General features: G+C 65.8%; 21 protein-coding genes. 14 read left to right on the plus strand and 7 right to left on the minus strand.

Annotated features, from left to right (window positions below; all coding sequences use genetic code 11):
* Positions 1-7: 7 nt before the first annotated feature.
* Positions 8-589: a TetR/AcrR family transcriptional regulator gene (locus WG903_RS11400; protein ID WP_340075362.1), complete on the minus strand. Its 582-nt coding sequence runs from the start codon at positions 587-589 to the stop codon at positions 8-10.
* A gap of 136 nt (positions 590-725) precedes the next feature.
* Between WG903_RS11400 and WG903_RS11405 the strand changes: the two genes are divergently transcribed.
* Positions 726-1,337 (plus strand): hypothetical protein, encoded by a 612-nt coding sequence (locus WG903_RS11405; protein ID WP_340075364.1) that lies wholly within the window; start codon positions 726-728, stop codon positions 1,335-1,337.
* Between the two features lie 3 nt (positions 1,338-1,340).
* Here WG903_RS11405 and WG903_RS11410 read toward each other — a convergent pair whose 3' ends face one another.
* A complete protein-coding gene (locus tag WG903_RS11410) occupies positions 1,341-2,552 on the minus strand; it encodes a YihY/virulence factor BrkB family protein (RefSeq protein WP_340075366.1) in 1,212 nt (403 codons plus the stop codon).
* Between the two features lie 189 nt (positions 2,553-2,741).
* Between WG903_RS11410 and WG903_RS11415 the strand changes: the two genes are divergently transcribed.
* Positions 2,742-3,458 carry an SRPBCC family protein gene (locus WG903_RS11415; protein ID WP_340075368.1) on the plus strand — a complete coding sequence of 239 codons (717 nt, stop codon included), beginning with the start codon at positions 2,742-2,744 and terminating at the stop codon, positions 3,456-3,458.
* 75 nt (positions 3,459-3,533) lie between these two features.
* Complete coding sequence (locus WG903_RS11420) at positions 3,534-4,724, plus strand: aminotransferase-like domain-containing protein (RefSeq protein ID WP_340078229.1); 1,191 nt, start codon at positions 3,534-3,536, stop codon at positions 4,722-4,724.
* A gap of 9 nt (positions 4,725-4,733) precedes the next feature.
* On the opposite strand, the gene WG903_RS11425 is transcribed toward WG903_RS11420, so the two are convergent.
* Both WG903_RS11425 and WG903_RS11430 read right to left on the minus strand, forming a co-directional pair.
* Positions 4,734-5,657 (minus strand): DUF4435 domain-containing protein, encoded by a 924-nt coding sequence (locus tag WG903_RS11425; protein WP_340075370.1) that lies wholly within the window; start codon positions 5,655-5,657, stop codon positions 4,734-4,736.
* Positions 5,620-7,146: an AAA family ATPase gene (locus tag WG903_RS11430; protein WP_340075373.1), complete on the minus strand. Its 1,527-nt coding sequence runs from the start codon at positions 7,144-7,146 to the stop codon at positions 5,620-5,622. Before WG903_RS11430 ends, WG903_RS11425 begins: the two co-directional genes overlap by 38 nt.
* A gap of 319 nt (positions 7,147-7,465) precedes the next feature.
* Between WG903_RS11430 and WG903_RS11435 the strand changes: the two genes are divergently transcribed.
* Both WG903_RS11435 and WG903_RS11440 read left to right on the plus strand, forming a co-directional pair.
* Entirely contained in the window at positions 7,466-8,572 is a 1,107-nt protein-coding gene (locus tag WG903_RS11435; protein ID WP_340075375.1) for an S-(hydroxymethyl)glutathione dehydrogenase/class III alcohol dehydrogenase, read from the plus strand.
* 3 nt (positions 8,573-8,575) lie between these two features.
* Positions 8,576-9,367 (plus strand): hydroxyacylglutathione hydrolase, encoded by a 792-nt coding sequence (locus WG903_RS11440; protein WP_340075377.1) that lies wholly within the window; start codon positions 8,576-8,578, stop codon positions 9,365-9,367.
* Between the two features lie 8 nt (positions 9,368-9,375).
* On the opposite strand, the gene WG903_RS11445 is transcribed toward WG903_RS11440, so the two are convergent.
* Complete coding sequence (locus WG903_RS11445) at positions 9,376-10,515, minus strand: NADH:flavin oxidoreductase/NADH oxidase (RefSeq protein ID WP_340075379.1); 1,140 nt, start codon at positions 10,513-10,515, stop codon at positions 9,376-9,378.
* A gap of 83 nt (positions 10,516-10,598) precedes the next feature.
* On the opposite strand from WG903_RS11445, the gene WG903_RS11450 reads away from it, so the two are divergent.
* The 5 genes from WG903_RS11450 (at position 10,599) to WG903_RS11470 (ending at position 12,240) form a co-directional block, all read left to right on the plus strand.
* Complete coding sequence (locus WG903_RS11450; protein WP_340075381.1) at positions 10,599-10,778, plus strand: hypothetical protein; 180 nt, start codon at positions 10,599-10,601, stop codon at positions 10,776-10,778.
* Between the two features lie 121 nt (positions 10,779-10,899).
* On the plus strand, positions 10,900-11,118 hold the full coding sequence (locus WG903_RS11455; RefSeq protein WP_340075383.1) for a hypothetical protein: 219 nt from the start codon (positions 10,900-10,902) through the stop codon (positions 11,116-11,118).
* Between the two features lie 5 nt (positions 11,119-11,123).
* The gene (gene trxC, locus WG903_RS11460; protein ID WP_340075385.1) at positions 11,124-11,570 is read left to right on the plus strand and encodes a thioredoxin TrxC; all 447 of its coding nucleotides are present in this window, start codon (positions 11,124-11,126) and stop codon (positions 11,568-11,570) included.
* An 82-nt stretch (positions 11,571-11,652) separates the two neighbouring features.
* Positions 11,653-11,874: a hypothetical protein gene (locus WG903_RS11465; protein ID WP_340075387.1), complete on the plus strand. Its 222-nt coding sequence runs from the start codon at positions 11,653-11,655 to the stop codon at positions 11,872-11,874.
* A gap of 12 nt (positions 11,875-11,886) precedes the next feature.
* Positions 11,887-12,240: a DUF1428 domain-containing protein gene (locus WG903_RS11470; RefSeq protein WP_340075389.1), complete on the plus strand. Its 354-nt coding sequence runs from the start codon at positions 11,887-11,889 to the stop codon at positions 12,238-12,240.
* 13 nt (positions 12,241-12,253) lie between these two features.
* Here WG903_RS11470 and WG903_RS11475 read toward each other — a convergent pair whose 3' ends face one another.
* Positions 12,254-12,955, minus strand: coding sequence for a hypothetical protein (locus WG903_RS11475; RefSeq protein WP_340075391.1), 702 nt, complete (start codon positions 12,953-12,955; stop codon positions 12,254-12,256).
* Positions 12,956-13,059: 104 nt separating this feature from the next.
* Between WG903_RS11475 and WG903_RS11480 the strand changes: the two genes are divergently transcribed.
* From WG903_RS11480 to WG903_RS11490, 3 genes are read left to right on the plus strand one after another with little or no spacing between them, the layout of a single operon-like run.
* Positions 13,060-13,926 (plus strand): ion transporter, encoded by an 867-nt coding sequence (locus tag WG903_RS11480; RefSeq protein WP_340075393.1) that lies wholly within the window; start codon positions 13,060-13,062, stop codon positions 13,924-13,926.
* Positions 13,923-14,291, plus strand: coding sequence for a VanZ family protein (locus tag WG903_RS11485; RefSeq protein ID WP_340075395.1), 369 nt, complete (start codon positions 13,923-13,925; stop codon positions 14,289-14,291). Before WG903_RS11480 ends, WG903_RS11485 begins: the two co-directional genes overlap by 4 nt.
* A gap of 33 nt (positions 14,292-14,324) precedes the next feature.
* Positions 14,325-15,287, plus strand: a complete 963-nt coding sequence (locus WG903_RS11490; protein WP_340075397.1) for an NAD(P)H-dependent flavin oxidoreductase — start codon at positions 14,325-14,327, stop codon at positions 15,285-15,287.
* Here WG903_RS11490 and WG903_RS11495 read toward each other — a convergent pair whose 3' ends face one another.
* The gene (locus WG903_RS11495; protein ID WP_340075399.1) at positions 15,288-15,656 is read right to left on the minus strand and encodes a hypothetical protein; all 369 of its coding nucleotides are present in this window, start codon (positions 15,654-15,656) and stop codon (positions 15,288-15,290) included.
* A gap of 56 nt (positions 15,657-15,712) precedes the next feature.
* On the opposite strand from WG903_RS11495, the gene WG903_RS11500 reads away from it, so the two are divergent.
* Positions 15,713-16,507 (plus strand): crotonase/enoyl-CoA hydratase family protein, encoded by a 795-nt coding sequence (locus WG903_RS11500; RefSeq protein WP_340075401.1) that lies wholly within the window; start codon positions 15,713-15,715, stop codon positions 16,505-16,507.

The raw sequence follows: 16,507 nt of genomic DNA on the forward strand, positions 1-16,507 counted from the left end.
TGTGTGTTCAGGGCGCCACCGCCATCCACGCCGCGTGTTCCAGCGCGGCGCGCACTTTCGGCGGCACGTTGACGTTGGGCTCCTTCGTCCAGCGGGCGTTCAGGCCCATGGCCGGCGCGAAGACGAGCGACATCCAGAGGTAGAAGGGCACGGCGCGCATCTCGCCGGCCTCGGTCTTGCGGTCGACCCAGGCGCGCAGCGTGGCGTAGGCCTCGGTGTTGGCGGCGCTGATGTCGGCCGACTTGTCGGTGACCTCGCCCTCGCGCTTGAGCTTGTGCAGCAGCGCGGCGCGCGCGGGGTTCTTCAGCACCCAGTTGACGTGCGCGCGCACCAGCGCCTTGACGCCTGCCTCAGCCGTCACGTCGCGGGCGATCGGCGCCAGCAGCGCGCCGTGGAAGTCGTGCAGCGTCTGCACGTACAGCGCGTCGGCCAGCTGCGCCTTGGTGGGGAAGTGGTGGTACAGGCTGCCGTTGCTCACGCCCGCGGCCTGGCGCACCTGGTCCATCGAGGTGGCCGAGTAGCCCTGCTCGTAGAACAGCTGCGCGGCTGCATCGAGCAGCTTGTCGCGGGTGGGGGCGGCAACTTCCATGGCTAGAGTATCACTCCAGAGCAATACTCTGGTCAAGAGCAGGGGTAGTCCCGGGCTGACCCGTGCTGCCGGGGCCCGACTACAGGCCGGCGGCGCCCGCCGCGAAAAATGGGCTGAAGACTTTCCAGGGGTTGCCATGCAGACATTGATCAGCGTTTTCGACGACCGTGACGACGCGCGCAAGGCGTGCGAGCGGCTCAAGCAGCAGGGTTTCGGCGCCGGCGACGTGCACATGCACGAAGGCGCCGAAGCCGCGCGCGTGACCGGCGAGGACCCAGCCGTGCAGGAGCTGGCCGACCACACCATGCAGTCGGCCGAGCGCGAGGTCGCGGTCGACCGCGGCGCGCTCGAGGCGCTGGGCCACTTCTTCATCAGCCTGTTCGGCCAGGACAAGGGCGCAGCCGCCAGCGGCACCTATGGCGAGCACGTCGGCCGCGGCCACTCAGTGGTGGTGGTCGATGCGCGCACCGACACCGAGGCCGAAGCGGCCGCCGTCACGCTGCACGAGTGCGGCGCCATCGACGTGGACGACCGCGACTCCAGCGGCGGCCAGCCCGTGCACCCGGGCGTGCGCATGTACGAGCGCGAAGCGCCGACGATGAAGGACCTGGTGAATGCCCGCCACCTGCGCGAGGAAAGCCTGCTGGCCGACCGCGCGGGGCAGGTGAGCAAGCAGATGAAGGAAGACCGCGAAGAGCGCGCGTATGCTGCGCCGATGACGCACACGGACCGCGACCGGCCCAAGTAATCGCTACAGCGCCAGGCGCCGCTTCGACTGGCGGCGCGTGTCCTTCATCGCCAGCCGCATCCCGTCCTGCAGCTTCTGGCGCTTGCGGTGGATGACGCTGCCGGCGATGGTCACCACCACCAGCGCGGCGATCTCCGTGTAGAGGCCTGCCAAGGCCGCCTTCAGGCCCACCTCCGTCGCGCGGAACACCGGTGCTTCCATCGCCGGGTCGCGCGGCGGCTCGTTGCGCTCGATGCTGCGCTGCGTCTCCGCAATCTTCGCCACCGCGCCCTGCGGCAACTGGTTGCTGCCCGCGGGCCCTTCGGTGGGGATGCCGATGGCCGCCGTGGCCTTGGTGCGGTCCATCGCCCGGCTGGCCTCGGTGGACCCGTTGTGCTGCGCGTGCAGCTTGGTGAACTCCGCCCCCAGCAGGAAGATCTGCGCCGCGTAGTAGACCCATGCCAGCAGGATCACCAGCGAGCCGGCGGCCGCGAACGTCTCGGTCATGCTGCTCTTGCCGAGGTACAGGCCGATCAGGAACTTGCCCACCTCGAACATCACCGCCGTGGTGAACGAGCCCACCCACACGTCGCGCCAGGCGATGGGCGTGCTGGGCATCAGCTTGTAGATCATTGCGAACATCGCGGTGAAGATGCCCACGGCCACCGCTTCGTTGATGACCAGCAGCAGCACCTCCTGCCCCGGCAGCAGCGTGTAGGTGAACGAGCCCAGCGCCGCCACCGCCGCACTGACGGCCAACGACACCATCAGCAGGAACACCAAGCCGATGATCAGCCCGAACGACATGATGCGTGCGCGCAGCAGCGCCCAGATGCCCTTGGGCTTCTGCGCCGGCGGCACGTGCCAGATGCGGTCCAGCGCGTTCTGCAGCTCGGCGAACACCGTCGTGGCGCCGATCACCAGCACGAAGCCGCTGATCACGCTGGCGATGCCGCTCTTGTCCGACAGGGCCGAGGCCTCCACCAGCTTCTGGATGACCACCGCGCCTTGCTCGCCGATCAGGCCGCTGAGCTGGCCCACGATGGCGCCCGACACGGCCTCCTGCCCGAACACGGCGCCGGCGATGGCGATCACGATCACCAGCAGAGGCGCCAGCGAAAACACCGTGTAGTACGCGATGGCCGCGCCCATGCTGGGCGCGTAGTCATCCGACCAGGCTTTGACGGCCTGGATGAAGAGCTTGAACACGTGCTTGGGGTGGAGGGGCAGCTTCATGCACTTCTTTTAGATCGCTGCCAGCGCAAGCGTTGTCAGAAGCTTCGTCGTCCCGGCGCAGGCCGGGACCCAGTGTCTTCAAAACCGCTGAGTCGCCCATCGCCTACCCACATCCCCAACACCCGGCGACAGCCCCGCCTGCCCAACCGTCAAGAATGGAAAGGCTAAGCATTTTTACGGAGCACACCTATGCAATACAGAAGAACCGCCACCAACATCGGCTGGATCGCGGGCGCCGCGGCGCTTGCCGGCGCTGCCGCCTACCTGATGCGAGACCAGGGCGTGCGCGTCTACCGCACCATCGACAACGACATCGCGCTGGCCCACACCCGCGACCTCGCGCGCGTGTCGCCCGAGCAGATGTACACCGGCGCCGCCGTCACCGTGGGCCTGGCCGGCCTGCTGCTGTGGGCGCTGAAGCGTGACCGCGGAACCACCGAGGGCGGCATCCAGCAGACCGAAGAGACCATCGACATCAACGTGCCGGTGAGCACCGCCTACAACCAGTGGACGCAGTTCGAGGAGTTCCCGCGCTTCATGCCCACCGTCGAATCGGTGAAGCAGCTGGACGACGCGCACCTGCACTGGAAGGCCAAGGTGGCCGGCAAGATGAAGGAGTGGGATTCGGAGATCACGCAGCAGATCCCCGACCAGCTGATCGAATGGCGCAGCACCGGCGGCGTGAAGAACGGCGGCACCGTGACCTTCGACAAGATCGGCGAGAACAAGACGCGCGTGTGCCTGCGCCTCTGGTACTCGCCCGAGGACGCCACCGAAAAGGCCGGCGGCTTGCTGGGTGGCGTGAAGCTGACGGCTAAGGGCAACTTGAAGCGCTTCAAGCAGCTGCTGGAACGCCGCGGCGCCGAAACCGGCGCCTGGCGCGGCGAAATCGCCCCGGCGCACTGACCCCCTGTCGTCCCGGCAGGCCGGGACCCAGCGTCTTTCCTTTGGCTCATGTCGCACAATGTGCGCATGAGCCAAATCCCTTTCGCAGCCCGCCTCAACAACGTCGAAACCTCCGCCATCCGGGAGCTGTTCAAGCTGCTCGGCAAACCCGGCATCATCAGCTTTGCCGGCGGCTTCCCCGACAGCGCCATGTTCGACGTGGCCGGCATCCAGGAAGCGGCCAACCTGGCCCTGAAGGAAGAACCCGGCGGCGCGCTGCAGTACGGCGCCACCGAAGGCTACGAGCCGCTGCGCATGCAGCTGGCCGCCTTCATGCACACCAAGGGCGTGAAGGACCTGCAGCCCAACGACCTGATCGTTACCACCGGCAGCCAGCAGGCGCTGGACCTCCTGGGCAAGACGCTCATCGACCCGGGCGACAAGGTGATCGTCGAAGCGCCCACCTTCCTGGCCACCATCCAGTGCTTCCGCCTCTATGGCGCCGACCTGGTCACCGCGCCCATCGACGCCAACGGCGTGCAGGTGGACAAGCTCGAGGCCCTGATCAAGCAGCACAAGCCGAAGTTCGTGTACCTGATCCCCACCTTCGGCAACCCGAGCGGCGCCACGCTGAGCAAGGAGCGCCGCCTGAAGGTGCTGGAGCTCGCGGCCAGGTACAAGACGCTGGTGGTCGAGGACGACCCGTACGGCGACCTCTACTTCGGCGAGCCGCCGCCCCCGAGCCTGCTGGCCCTGAGCAGCGACGTGCCCGGCAGCCGCGAGTGGATCGCGCACTGCGGGAGCATGAGCAAGGTGCTGAGCCCCGGCCTGCGCGTGGGCTGGATGATCGCGCCGCCCGAGCTGCTGGCCAAGGCGACGATGTGCAAGCAGTTCAGCGACGCGCACACGAGCACGTTCGCGCAGGCGACGGCGGCGCAGTACCTGAAGGCGGGACGGATGCCGGACACGCTGGCGCGTGTGCGGAAGGTTTATGCGGAGCGGGCGCAGGCGATGGGGGATGCGCTGGAGAAGGAGCTGGGCGATGCGATCGAGTTCACGCGGCCGAATGGGGGGTTGTTCTTCTGGGCGCAGCTGACGGGGGCGGGCGGGAAGGTGAAGGATGCGGGGGAGTTGGCGAAGAGGGCGATTGAGAAGGGGGTGGCGTTTGTGCCGGGGGCGCCGTTTTATGCGAGGGAGCCGGATCGAGCGACGCTTAGGTTGTCGTTTGCGACGGTAGGGGTAGATCGGATGGTTGAGGGGGTACAACGCATAGGGAAAAGCATTTAATAAAGGTCGCTACGTGGCCCATGACACCAGATTCTCAAAAAGGGGCTGATGCATCAGTTCCGGCTTTGCAACTGCGTGCACCAACATAGATTGGAGCACCTGCTCTTCTTCCACCACGCGCTTCGGCCCCGCGGTCAACTCCTTAATCGCGAACGCAACGAGCCAGATCAGGTCGTGACCATTTAGTACGGAAACTGCACGGTGCGCGTCCATCATCCTCAATGCATCCGACAATTTCTTGTCTATCTCAGCTCGATCCTGCTTTCGTGGCTTGCACTGCGTTAAGTAAGCGGCCAAGTCAATGTTTACAGTTAACTGGGAAATTGACAAGCTCGCGTTCGAGCGATGCAATTCCAAGTTCCACTGCGGATTTTCGGCGTGTATGAGCCGAATACCCGCGAGCATTTTGCAAACGGCAGAGATCGAGTCGTACAAAGACTGGACGTCGGCATCAGATTTGACACTCTCCTCGCAGCGAAAGTAATGGAGCGTCTGCCGAAGCGCCGTCTGGTGCCACATATATGACTCCATGCATGCGTAATCGGTGTAGACAACAGATTCCGAGGAGAGATTGATCCCTCGCAATCTATCGAGGTCAGCGTCCACGATGCACCGAAACCCTTCGGAAACGCCCTCCCTTTGGACATACCGTCCAACAGCTACTACTCGTTGTTTATTGCCTTGTGTGAGACCGAAAGCGGATAGAGTCTCATCGGACACATGGACGGCATCTATGGGGATGTGATCCAGTTCCTTCAGCGAGTTCGGACAGTGTGATTCTCGACTAATAAGACGCAGGAAACGATGATCCAAATCGCCCTCGAGCAACACTTGGCGCAGTTGCTCCAGCTTCCATCGGGTAATCAATTCTTCGATTAGTCTCTTCGGTAACCCCTTAGCCATTTTTTGCTTCTTCCAGTACAACGACCTCATCTCGAAATGCTGTGATGACCTCCATAGAGTGCGACGCAAGAATGAACTGCAGGTTTCTATGCGTGTCGAGCTCTAATAGCGAGCGCACGAGCCTCCGCTGCCACTTGATGTTCAAGGAAAGCTCCGGCTCGTCGACGATAAAGATTCCGCCTGTGTTGTGCGCAATCGTGATATGGCAAAAGAGCAGAAGAAGTTGCTGTTCGCCTGAAGACAAATCTTTCGGCGCAAGAACCTCTCCGCGGCCGTTTGCTACATACAAGCCCCGTCCGAGCGTGAAACCCACTTGTTTGTCATACAAGAACTGGTTAATAGTGGACACGAGTCTATGAATCGGCCCGTATGCATCCTCTAAGCTCTTGGCTTGCTCCGTAAGGCTGTCGACGTACGGTTGCAAGATATCGCTCGCCACCTCGCGCTCCGCAGATTTCACCGCTCGCAAGTTCTTGATGATCGAAACGGCATTGAGTGAAGAAGATAGGCCGTAGGTGGAAAAACGATCGTATTGCCCTTGAAGCCCCTCGAGAGTTGAAACCAGCTGGTCGACTGGGGTTGCCAGAGTTTCGCGAGTCGCGTGGCGCGAGGCGAGCCGCTCGATCAGCCCCGCATAAATGCTATGCATAGTCGATGAACCGAATCTTGTGGCGGTGACGGCACGCGTTGAAAGTGCATCGGAGGCAGCCTTAATAGCTCGAGAAAGAGTTCGCTCCCGCCCTTTGGTAAGCAAGAGTTCCGTGGACATACGACCAGGACGCAGGTCGGTGTCAGCTGTACCTTCGTCGCGTTCGATCTTGTCAGATGAAAAAATTCGATCCGCGCTTAAGAAGTAGACAGGGGGGACACTTGCTGCGAGAGCTTGCAAAAACGGCTGCTCTCCCATCAATGGATTGGTTTCGCTCTTGAAATATCGGAGTACCAATTCGTTCAAGGCGACCTGCTGCGCCACCAACTCTGATTTTCTGGTGGCAGTTAGAGCCTTTGATCGCGCTTTTGAACTCTTGGATGGAGTCGCGTCTTCTAGGAGTCGAAGCGTTTCGGGAGACGCGTTATGAAGGAATTCGGCGATTTCGGGCTTTGGGGTCTCACCTTCAAGGACAAAATTCCATCCGCCAAGAAGCCTCAAGCCTCGCTTAGTAGTGACTTCACAGCGAAATCCGCCATCCAGTTTGCCTTCTGGCCGTCGCGCAGAGACTTGTATTCCATTGGACAGCGAGACGAGAACTGATTGGAATTTGATCTTGGCGAGCGAGTTGCGATGGTTTCGACGCTCGTGGGGTGACAGCAGGTGAAAAAGGATAGCCAAGATATTCGTCTTACCCAGGCCATTCTCTCCGTAGAGGATTCTGACTTGCTCACCGATGTGCGGCGCCGCGAGTTTAAGCTCATAGTCGTACGACCCGAAGAGCTTTCCGATGGAGATGCTTGTAATGCGAATGGCATCCGCAGCATGCGAATCGCTATCCACCTTGTCGTCTTGATCTTTTGGTTCCATGTCTGCTCGGGTCGCGAAAACGATGTAGTTTCCCGATTCTTGTTAGTTTGTAAAGGCCCCAGTGAAGGGGTGCTGCGTCGGAACTGGCCGAGCACCATGCTGGGCGGCGCGGCCTTCGTGCTTGAACCCTACGCCTCGCGTACCGGGCCTTTGCTGTTGCACTCGCCAGCCACCAGACGCTGGCGAAGATGCACGTCTGTGCTGGCTTGTCGGTTAGGGATCTCAGGCGCGCGACTGCAGCGCGAGCAGGTTGCTCCCGGGAGGAAAGCCGATGCTCTAAGGTGCTACTGTATTCTTTCGCGAGTTTGGAAGAACGCAAATGAAAACCCGAGCCGCAGTAGCCTGGCAGTCCGGCCAACCCCTCACCATCGAAACCCTAGACCTCGACGGCCCCCGCGCCGGTGAGGTCCTCGTCGAGATCAAGGCCACCGGCATCTGCCACACCGACTGGTTCACGCTCTCCGGCGCCGACCCCGAAGGCCTGTTCCCTGCCGTGCTCGGCCACGAAGGCGCGGGCATTGTGGTCGACGTCGGCCCAGGCGTCACCTCGCTCAAGCCCGGCGACCACGTCATCCCGCTCTACACGCCCGAGTGCCGGCAGTGCAAGTTCTGCCTGTCGCGCAAGACCAACCTGTGCCAGCTGATTCGCGGCACGCAGGGCAAGGGCCTGATGCCGGACGGCACAGCGCGCTTTTCGCTCGGCGGCAAGCCGGTGCTGCACTACATGGGCACGTCCACGTTCAGCAACTACATCGTCGCGCCCGAGATCGCGATGGCGAAGATCCGCAGCGACGCGCCTTTCGACAAGGTCTGCTACATCGGCTGCGGCGTCACCACGGGCGTGGGCGCGGTGATCTTCACGGCCAAGGTGGAGGCGGGCGCCAACGTGGTGGTGTTCGGCCTGGGCGGCATCGGGCTCAACGTGATCCAGGGCGCCGCGATGGTGGGCGCCGACAAGATCATCGGCGTGGACGTCAACCCGCGCCGCGAGGCGATGGCGCGCCAGTTCGGCATGACGCACTTCCTCAACCCCAAGGACCACGCCAACATCGTCGACGCCATCGTGCAGCTGACCGACGGCGGCGCGGACTACAGCTTCGAGTGCATCGGCAACACCACCACCATGCGGCAGGCGCTGGAGTGCTGCCACAAGGGCTGGGGCCAGAGCATCATCATCGGCGTGGCCCCGGCCGGCGCCGAGATCGCCACGCGTCCCTTCCAGCTGGTCACGGGCCGGCAGTGGAAGGGGTCGGCGTTCGGCGGCGCGCGCGGCCGCACCGACGTGCCGAAGATCGTCGACTGGTACATGGAGGGCAAGTTGAAAATCGACCCGCTCATCACGCACAAGCTCAAGCTCGAAGACATCAACAAGGGCTTCGAGCTGATGAAGGCCGGCGAGTCGATCCGCTCGGTGGTGGAGTTCTAGATCATGATCGTCGAACGCATCTGGACGGGCAATTCGCTGCGCAACTACAACTACCTGGTGGCGTGCCCCGAGACGGGCGAGGCGCTGGCCATCGACCCGCTGGACAGCGAAAAGACGCTGGCCACCGCGCGCGTGAAGGGCTGGCAGATCACGCAGGTGCTCAACACGCACGAACACCACGACCACATCGGCGGCAACGCCGCGGTGGTGGCCGCCACGGGCGCTAAGGTCATCGCGCACCACAAGGCGGCCGGCGTCATCCCCGGCGTGGACCGCGGCGTGAAGGCGGGCGACGTGATCAAGGTGGGCAAGCACATCGAGCTGGAATGCCTGGACACGCCGGGCCACACGATGTGCCACATCTGCCTGCGCTCGCACACCGACCAGCCCGCGCTGTTCTCGGGCGACACACTGTTCAACGCGGGCGCCGGCAACGTGCACAACGGCGGCAACGTCGACGACCTGTTCGCCACGTTCGTCAACCAGCTGGCAAAGCTGCCCGACAACACGCGCGTCTATCCGGGGCACGACTACATCGAGAACAACCTGCGCTTCACGCTCGATAGGGAGCCCGACAACGCCGCGGCCCAGGAGATGCTGCCGAAGGTGACGGGGCACGACCCGGCCACTTCCATCGTCACCACGCTGGCGGACGAGAAGCGGATCAATACGTTCATGCGGCTGGCCAGCCCGAGCGTCGCGGCCAGGCTGCGCGAGAAGTTTCCGGAGCTGCCAGAGCGGCCGGATGCGAAGACGGTGTTCACGCGCTTGCGGCAGCTTCGCAACAGCTGGTGAACGGGCCGCTAGCGCTGCCCGAACCTCATCCCGTCGAACAAGTCCTTGTACTCGCGCGGTTGGCAGCGCCAATACTGCTTGGGCGCGAACACCTTGGCGCCCAGCTTCGCCGCCGCGTGCCACGGCCACCTCGGGTCGTAGAGCATCGCCCGCGCCAATGACACCGCATCGGCCTCTTCGTTCGCGATGATCGCCTCGGCCTGCTCGGGCTCGGTGATCAGGCCCACCGCGATCGTCGGCACTTGCGCTTCGGACTTCACCCGCTGCGCATACGGCACCTGGTAGCCAGGCCCGAGCTTGATCGCCTGCTGCGGGGAGACGCCGCCCGTCGTTACATGGATCGCCGCGCAGCCCTTGCCCTTGAGCACCTTGGCCATGGCCACCGTGCCTTCGATGTCCCAGCCGCCGGGCACCCAGTCGGTGGCGGAAATGCGCATCCACACCGGCTTGCCGGCCGGGAACGCCGCGCGCACGGCGTCGAACACCTCCAGCGGGAATCGCATGCGGTTCTCCAGGGTGCCGCCGTAGTCGTCGGTGCGCTTGTTCGCGATGGGCGACAGGAACTGGTGCAGCAGGTAGCCGTGCGCACCATGCACCTCCAACCCGTCGAAGCCCAGGCGCGCCGCGCGCTTCGTGGCCTGCACGAAGTCAGCCTTGATGCGCTCCATGCCGGCGCGGTCCAGCGCCTCGGGCGGGTCTTCGCCTTGCGCGTGCGGCACCGCGCTGGGCGCCTCGGTCTTCCAGCCGCGTGGTTCATCGGGCTTGATCTGCGCGCCGCCGTCCCATGGCGCTTCGCTCGACCCCTTGCGGCCCGCGTGCGAGATCTGGATGGCCAGCGCGATGGGCGAATGCTTGCGGATCGTGCCGATCACGCGCTGGAGCGCCGCCTCGTTGTCGTCGGAGTACAGGCCCAGGTCGGTGGGCGAGATGCGGCCGCGCGCGCTGACGGCCGTGGCTTCCAGGATCAACAGGCCGGCGCCCGATAGTGCCAGGTGGCCCAGGTGCACGTCATGCCAGTCGGTGGCCGAGCCGTCCTGCGCCGAGTACTGGCACATGGGGGCGATGACGATGCGGTTGGGGAGCTCGAGGGGGCCGAGGTGCCAAGGGGTGAAGAGGCGGGGTGCGGGGGCAGGTCCGTTGGAATGCATGTCCACATCATGCGTGAAGAGGCGTCATCGAGCGCACGGCCCAGCAATACCTGTCACACTCCGGCACCACTCCAAAGGTTCCCATGCCCCGCGCCAAGTCCACAGAGCAGTCCGAGCTCGAGATGCTGAACCAGGCGCAACGCGAGCAGGAGGTCTACGCGCTGATGCGCCAGACCGGCCGCAGCCGCGTGCAGGTGCTCAATGCCATGAAGGTGCGTGGCCCGGAGCGTGAAGCCGTGCTGCGCGCCTTGGGCGCGCGATAGCGCAACCCCGCTCCGTCGCCTGCGAATGGCTGGGCCACATGGCCCTGCCGATTTGCCGTACCCTTATTTCAAGAAATCAGGGAGCAAATCGATGCAGGAAAAATCAGCCGACAAACACCCGTTGAGCGACCTGGCCTACGACTGGATCACCCTCATCCAGAACAAGGCCCAGGCGCTCATGGCCTACGACCAGTACATCAAGGACGCCGAAGGCGCCGGCTCGCCCGAATGCGCGGCGTTCTTCCGCAAGGTGCACGACGCCGACAAGGCGCAGCTGGCTGAGGCGAAGCAGCACCTGGTGAAGGTGCTGCAGGGCTCGATGGGCGGTGGCAAGGGGTAGCTCCCGTGCACATCGTTTGCCCGCACTGCCACACCACCAACCGGGTGCAGCCCGACCAGCTGGGGCTGTCGCCCACCTGCGGCAGCTGCAAGCAGCGCCTCTTCACGGGGCATGCGGTGGCTCTCGACAGCGCCGCGTTCGACAAGCACGTCTCGCGCAGCCAGATCCCCGTGCTGGTGGACTTCTGGGCGTCGTGGTGCGGCCCGTGCCGCGCGATGGCGCCGGCGTATGAACAGGCCGCCGCGCGGCTGGAGCCGCACATGCGCCTGGCCAAGGTGGACACCGAGGCCGTGCCCGTCATCGCCCAGCGGTACCGCATCCGCAGCATTCCCACGCTGGTCCTGTTCGTGGACGGCCACGAGGTGGCGCGCCAGGCCGGCGCGCTGACGTCGCCGCTGCAAATCCAGCAGTGGGCGAAGCATTACGCCGAACGGCCCAAGAGCGCGGCCTGAGGCCACCGCCGCCCGCTCGGGTCAACCCCGAGCGGCGTCGCGCCCCTTCATCCCCATACTGCGCGGGTTGGAGGGGACGCCAATGCAAACGAAGACATTCGAGTACGGGCCCTACGAGCTGATCTGCTCGGCCACGCCTTCGGCCGGGGGCGGCTTCGGCGCCACGTTGATGGTCGCGATCTCGCACGGGGACGCGAGCGAAAGGACGCCCGTGCCGCTGGAGGCAAGCGCCTTCGCGAGCGAAGACGAGGCGATCGAGCACGCCGCCGCCAAGGGGCGCGACTGGGTCGACGAACACGGCTGAAAGGAAATCGCCATGAACTACATCGACGGCATGGTGTGCGCCGTGCCCACCGCCAGCAAGGCGGCCTACCTGCGTTACGCGCAGGACCTGGCGGCGCTCTTCAAGGACCACGGCGCCTTGCAGGTGACCGACACCTGGGGCGACGACGTGCCCGAAGGCAAGCTCACGTCGTTCACGATGGCCGTGAAGCGCGAGGAGGGCGAGACGGTCGTGTTCTCCTGGATCACCTGGCCGTCGCGCGCGGCGCGCGACCAGGGGTGGCAGAAGCTCATGGCCGACTCGCGCATGGAGAAGTTCTCCAAGGCCATGCCGTTCGACGGCAAGCGGATGATCTACGGCGGGTTCGAGGTGATCTCGCAGGCCTGAACCCGCGCCGCGTTCAGTTCGCCGCGAAGCAGTACAGGCGGCCGTCACCGCCGGTGGGGCGAATCTTGGCCATGCTGCAGCCGATCGTCGGGTGGCTGGAGTTCCACGAAACGGACCATGGCACCGTGGGGTGGGGGCCGGACTTGTCGAAGTGCCCGACCATCGCCGAGCCTTCGTCGGTGCCCTTCGTCCAGTTGCCGCAAGTCATGTCGGGGAAGGGCGCGCCGCCGCCCGCTCCGCCCACGAAGGCCGTGCCGTCCGCCCGCGAGCCGGTCAGGATGTCGTGCTGGTTGGGCTGCTTGGTGCGGTCGTTGATCGAGACGTTGCCCTTTTCGTCCAGGGCCGTCTGCACGTTGATGCCGTTGGCGTCCGAATGCAGCTCAGCCACGTTGCGCGCAATGAGCGCGCCCTTGGCGTTGTACCAGGGGCCGGTGCCGATGCGGTCGCGCGCGTTCACGAAGTCCGTGCCGTTGAGGGTGGAGGCCTGCGTGCTCAGGTAAGCGCGCCAGGTGCGGTTGCCCGCGCCGGCCGCTTGCGCCAGCGATTGGCAGAACCGGTCTGCACCTGCGATGCCGCCGAAGTCCGCGCCCTTGCCGGGGTTGGAGCTGGTGACGAAGAAACTCATGCCGGTGGGGCCCGACTGCATGCCCGCACATCCGGCGACGCCGATGACGCTCACTGCGGCTGCGAGGCCGATCCAATGCTTCGTACGCATAGCGGTTCCTTGATGGGCTGGTGGAAAGTTGGCATGCCATCGTAGGACCGCGCCGCGCGGGCGGGGGCAGGGCTTGCCCTTAGGTCTGGCGTAGCATCGGCGCCATGACCCCCGGCGACGAAAGCGACCTGGGCCGCCCGCCCGCCGGCTGGCGCCGCCGCGCCTACGAAGTCATCTTCGAATCGGAGACGCCCGCGGGCCGGGCCTTCGACAAGTTCATCGTCGCCGCCATCCTGGTCAGCGTGGCGGTCGTCGTGGCCGACAGCGTGCAGGAGTGGAGCAGCCGCAACCGCCGCCTGTTCGACGCCGCCGAGTGGTTCTTCACCATCCTCTTCACCGTCGAATACATCGCGCGCGTGGTCAGCGTGGAGAAGCCGTGGCGCTACGTGCGCAGCTTCTACGGCATCGTCGACCTGCTGTCGGTGCTGCCCACCTACCTGGCCATCCTCTTCCCGGAGACGCACGCGCTGATCGACGTGCGCGTGCTGCGGCTGCTGCGCGTGTTCCGCATCTTCCGGCTCACGCAGTACGTGGAGGAATACCAGATGCTCGGCGAGGCGCTGGCCGCCAGCCGCCGCAAGATCCTGGTGTTCCTGTCGGTCGTGCTGATGGTGGTGCTGGTGCTGGGCACGCTGCTGTATGTGGTGGAAGGGCCCGAGCACGGCTTCAAAAACATCCCCACGTCGGTGTACTGGGCGGTCACCACGATCACCACCGTGGGCTTCGGCGACATCACGCCCAAGACCGACGTGGGCCGCTTCATCGCGTCGGTGATGATGCTGATCGGGTGGGGCACGCTGGCGGTGCCCACGGGCATCGTCACCGCGGAGATGACGGCGCGGCGGGGCATTGGCGTGTTCCGCTCGCGCGCCGGGCGCTGCGACAAGTGCGGCGTGGGCGGACACCAGGCCGACGCGCGGTTTTGCCGCAACTGCGGCGCGTCGCTGCCTGAACCCGCCGGCGCGGAATGAACGTGTTCCAGCGCCTGCCGCGGCGCCTGCTCCTGGCCGCCTTCTGGCTCGCCCTCGTCGTGATCGCGGTCCTCGCGCTGTTGCCCGCGACGATGCCCTTGCCGTCGACCGGCTGGGACAAGGCGAACCACACCCTCGCGTTCGCCGTGCTGGCATTGCTGGGCTCGGCCTGCTGGCCGTCGATGAACGGCCGCGTGCTGGTGGCGCTGGCGGCCTACGGCGGCGCGATCGAGATCGCGCAGACCTTTACCGAAACGCGCATGGGCGAATGGATCGACTGGCTGGCCGACGTGGCAGGCCTCGCCGTCGCGGCCGCGTACCTCGCCTGGAAACACCGTAGACGCCGGCGCCGCGCCGCGCCATGATCGCTGGCCGATCCGGCGAACGAGGAGAAGTCCATGGCCCTGGCGACCGCACTGACGAAGCTGCTCAAGATCGAGCACCCGATCCTCCTCGCGCCGATGGACGTCGTGGCCGATGCGCGGCTCACGGCGGCGGTCAGCGGCGCCGGCGGCTTCGGCATCCTGGGCGGCGGCTATGGCAACGGCGAATGGCTGGCGCGCGAACTGCCGCTGCTGGCCGCATCGGGCCAGCGCTTCGGCGTGGGCTTCATCACATGGAGCCTGCAGAAGCAGGAGCCGTTGCTGGACCTGGTGCTCGAGCACCGGCCCGCGGCCGTCATGCTCTCGTTCGGCGACCCCGCGTCACTGGTGCCGCGCATCCATCGCGCGGGCGCTCTCGTCATTTGCCAGGTGCAGACGCTCGCGATGGCGAAGGAGGCACTGGCCGCCGGCGCCGACATCCTCGTCGCGCAAGGCATGGAGGCGGGCGGGCACGGCGCCGCGCGCGGCCTGTTCACGCTGTTGCCCGAGGTCGTCGATGCGGCGGGCAAGACACCCGTGGTTGCGGCAGGCGGCATTGCCGACGGCCGTGCGATGGCCGCTGCCATGATGCTGGGCGCATCCGGCGTGCTGATGGGCACGCGCTTCTACGCGACCGATGAATCGCCCGCGGCGGCCGCCGCCAAGGAGCGCGTGTGCCGCGCCGGCGGCGACGACTCGGTGCGCAGCATCGTCTTCGACATCTCGCGGCGCAACGTGTGGCCCGCGCCGTTCACGGGGCGTTGCCTGCGCAACGCGTACCTGCAGCGCTGGCTGGGACGCGAGGTCGAATTGATGCAGAACATCGGCGCCGAGGCCGACCGCTATGCGCGCGCCCGCTCGGACGGCGACTTCGACGTCGCCGCCGTGATCGCGGGCGAAGCCGCCGCGTTCGTCAAGGAGGTGCTGCCTGCCGCGACGATCGTGCAACGCGTCGCAGCGGACGCCGAGGCGCTGCTCGGCAAGCGCGTCGCCGCCTAGTCAGGCGCCGGCGCCTTCGGGGTTGCCCGTCACCAGCCACTTCGCCATCCCGGCGCACAGCTCGGCGCTGGCCGGGAACTGGAACCACCCGAAGCGCGGGCTCTGGAACAGGAAGAGGCCGCCCGACGCGATCGGCACGGCGTTGGTGCCCTGGCCCATGCGGCGGAAGTAGAAGTGCTCCACGGGGTGTGCGCTGCCGACGTTGGTCTGGCTGGTGGGGATGGCCGGCTCCATGCGCGAGCGCAATTGCCCCAGCTGCGCGATGAGCGAATCGAGCTCGTCGGCGCGCAGTACCTGCACCTTCTTCTCGAAGGTCAGTTCGAGCAGGCGGCCGTCGGGGTTGAGGGTGAAAGACTTCAGGGATGCCACCGGGGTTTCCTTCTGGTTCGCGGACGGCGAAGCATACTGTCTCCCCGGAGGCACCCATGGAACGAGTTTCTGTCGACATCACGGCCGCCGGCGTCGCGCGCGTCACGCTCGCGCGGCCCGACAAGATGAACGCGCTGGACGACGCGATGTTCGAGGCGATCAACGCCACGATCGCGCGGCTGCAGAAGGAAAGCGGGCTGCGCGCGGTGGTGCTGCACGGCGACGGCCGCGCCTTCTGCGCGGGCCTCGACAAGTCCAGCTTGTCGGGCCTCGCCGGCGAGGGGTCAAGTTCTATCAACAACCTGGAGCCGCGCACGCATGGCCTGGCCAACCGCTGGCAGCACGTCGCCTGGGGCTGGCGCCAGGTGCCGGTGCCGGTGATCGCCGCCGTGCACGGCGTTGCTTTCGGCGGCGGCCTGCAGATCGCGCTGGGCGCCGACGTGCGCATCGTGCATCCGGATACGCAGCTGTCGGTGATGGAGATCCGCTGGGGCCTGGTGCCCGACATGGCGGGCTGCGTGCTGATGCTGGAGCTGATGCGCGCGGACGTCGTGCGCGATCTCGTCTACACCGGGCGCGTCGTGAAGGGCGACGAGGCGGTGGCGCTCGGGCTGGCCACGCGCGTGGCGGCCGATCCGCTCGACGAGGCCATGAAGCTTGCCGCTCAGATCGCCGCGTCCAGCCCCGATGCGATCCGCGCCGCCAAGCGCCTGCTCAACGCCGCCTCGCCCGTGGATGCACAGCGCGTGCTGCAGGCCGAGGCAATGGAACAGCAGAAGCTCGTCGGCAGCCCGAACCAGCGCGAGGCCGTGCTGGCCGGCATGCAGGGGCGCGCCGCGATGTATCGTTAG

It is taken from the genome of Ramlibacter sp. PS4R-6, from assembly GCF_037572775.1.
Lineage (GTDB): Bacteria > Pseudomonadota > Gammaproteobacteria > Burkholderiales > Burkholderiaceae_C > Ramlibacter.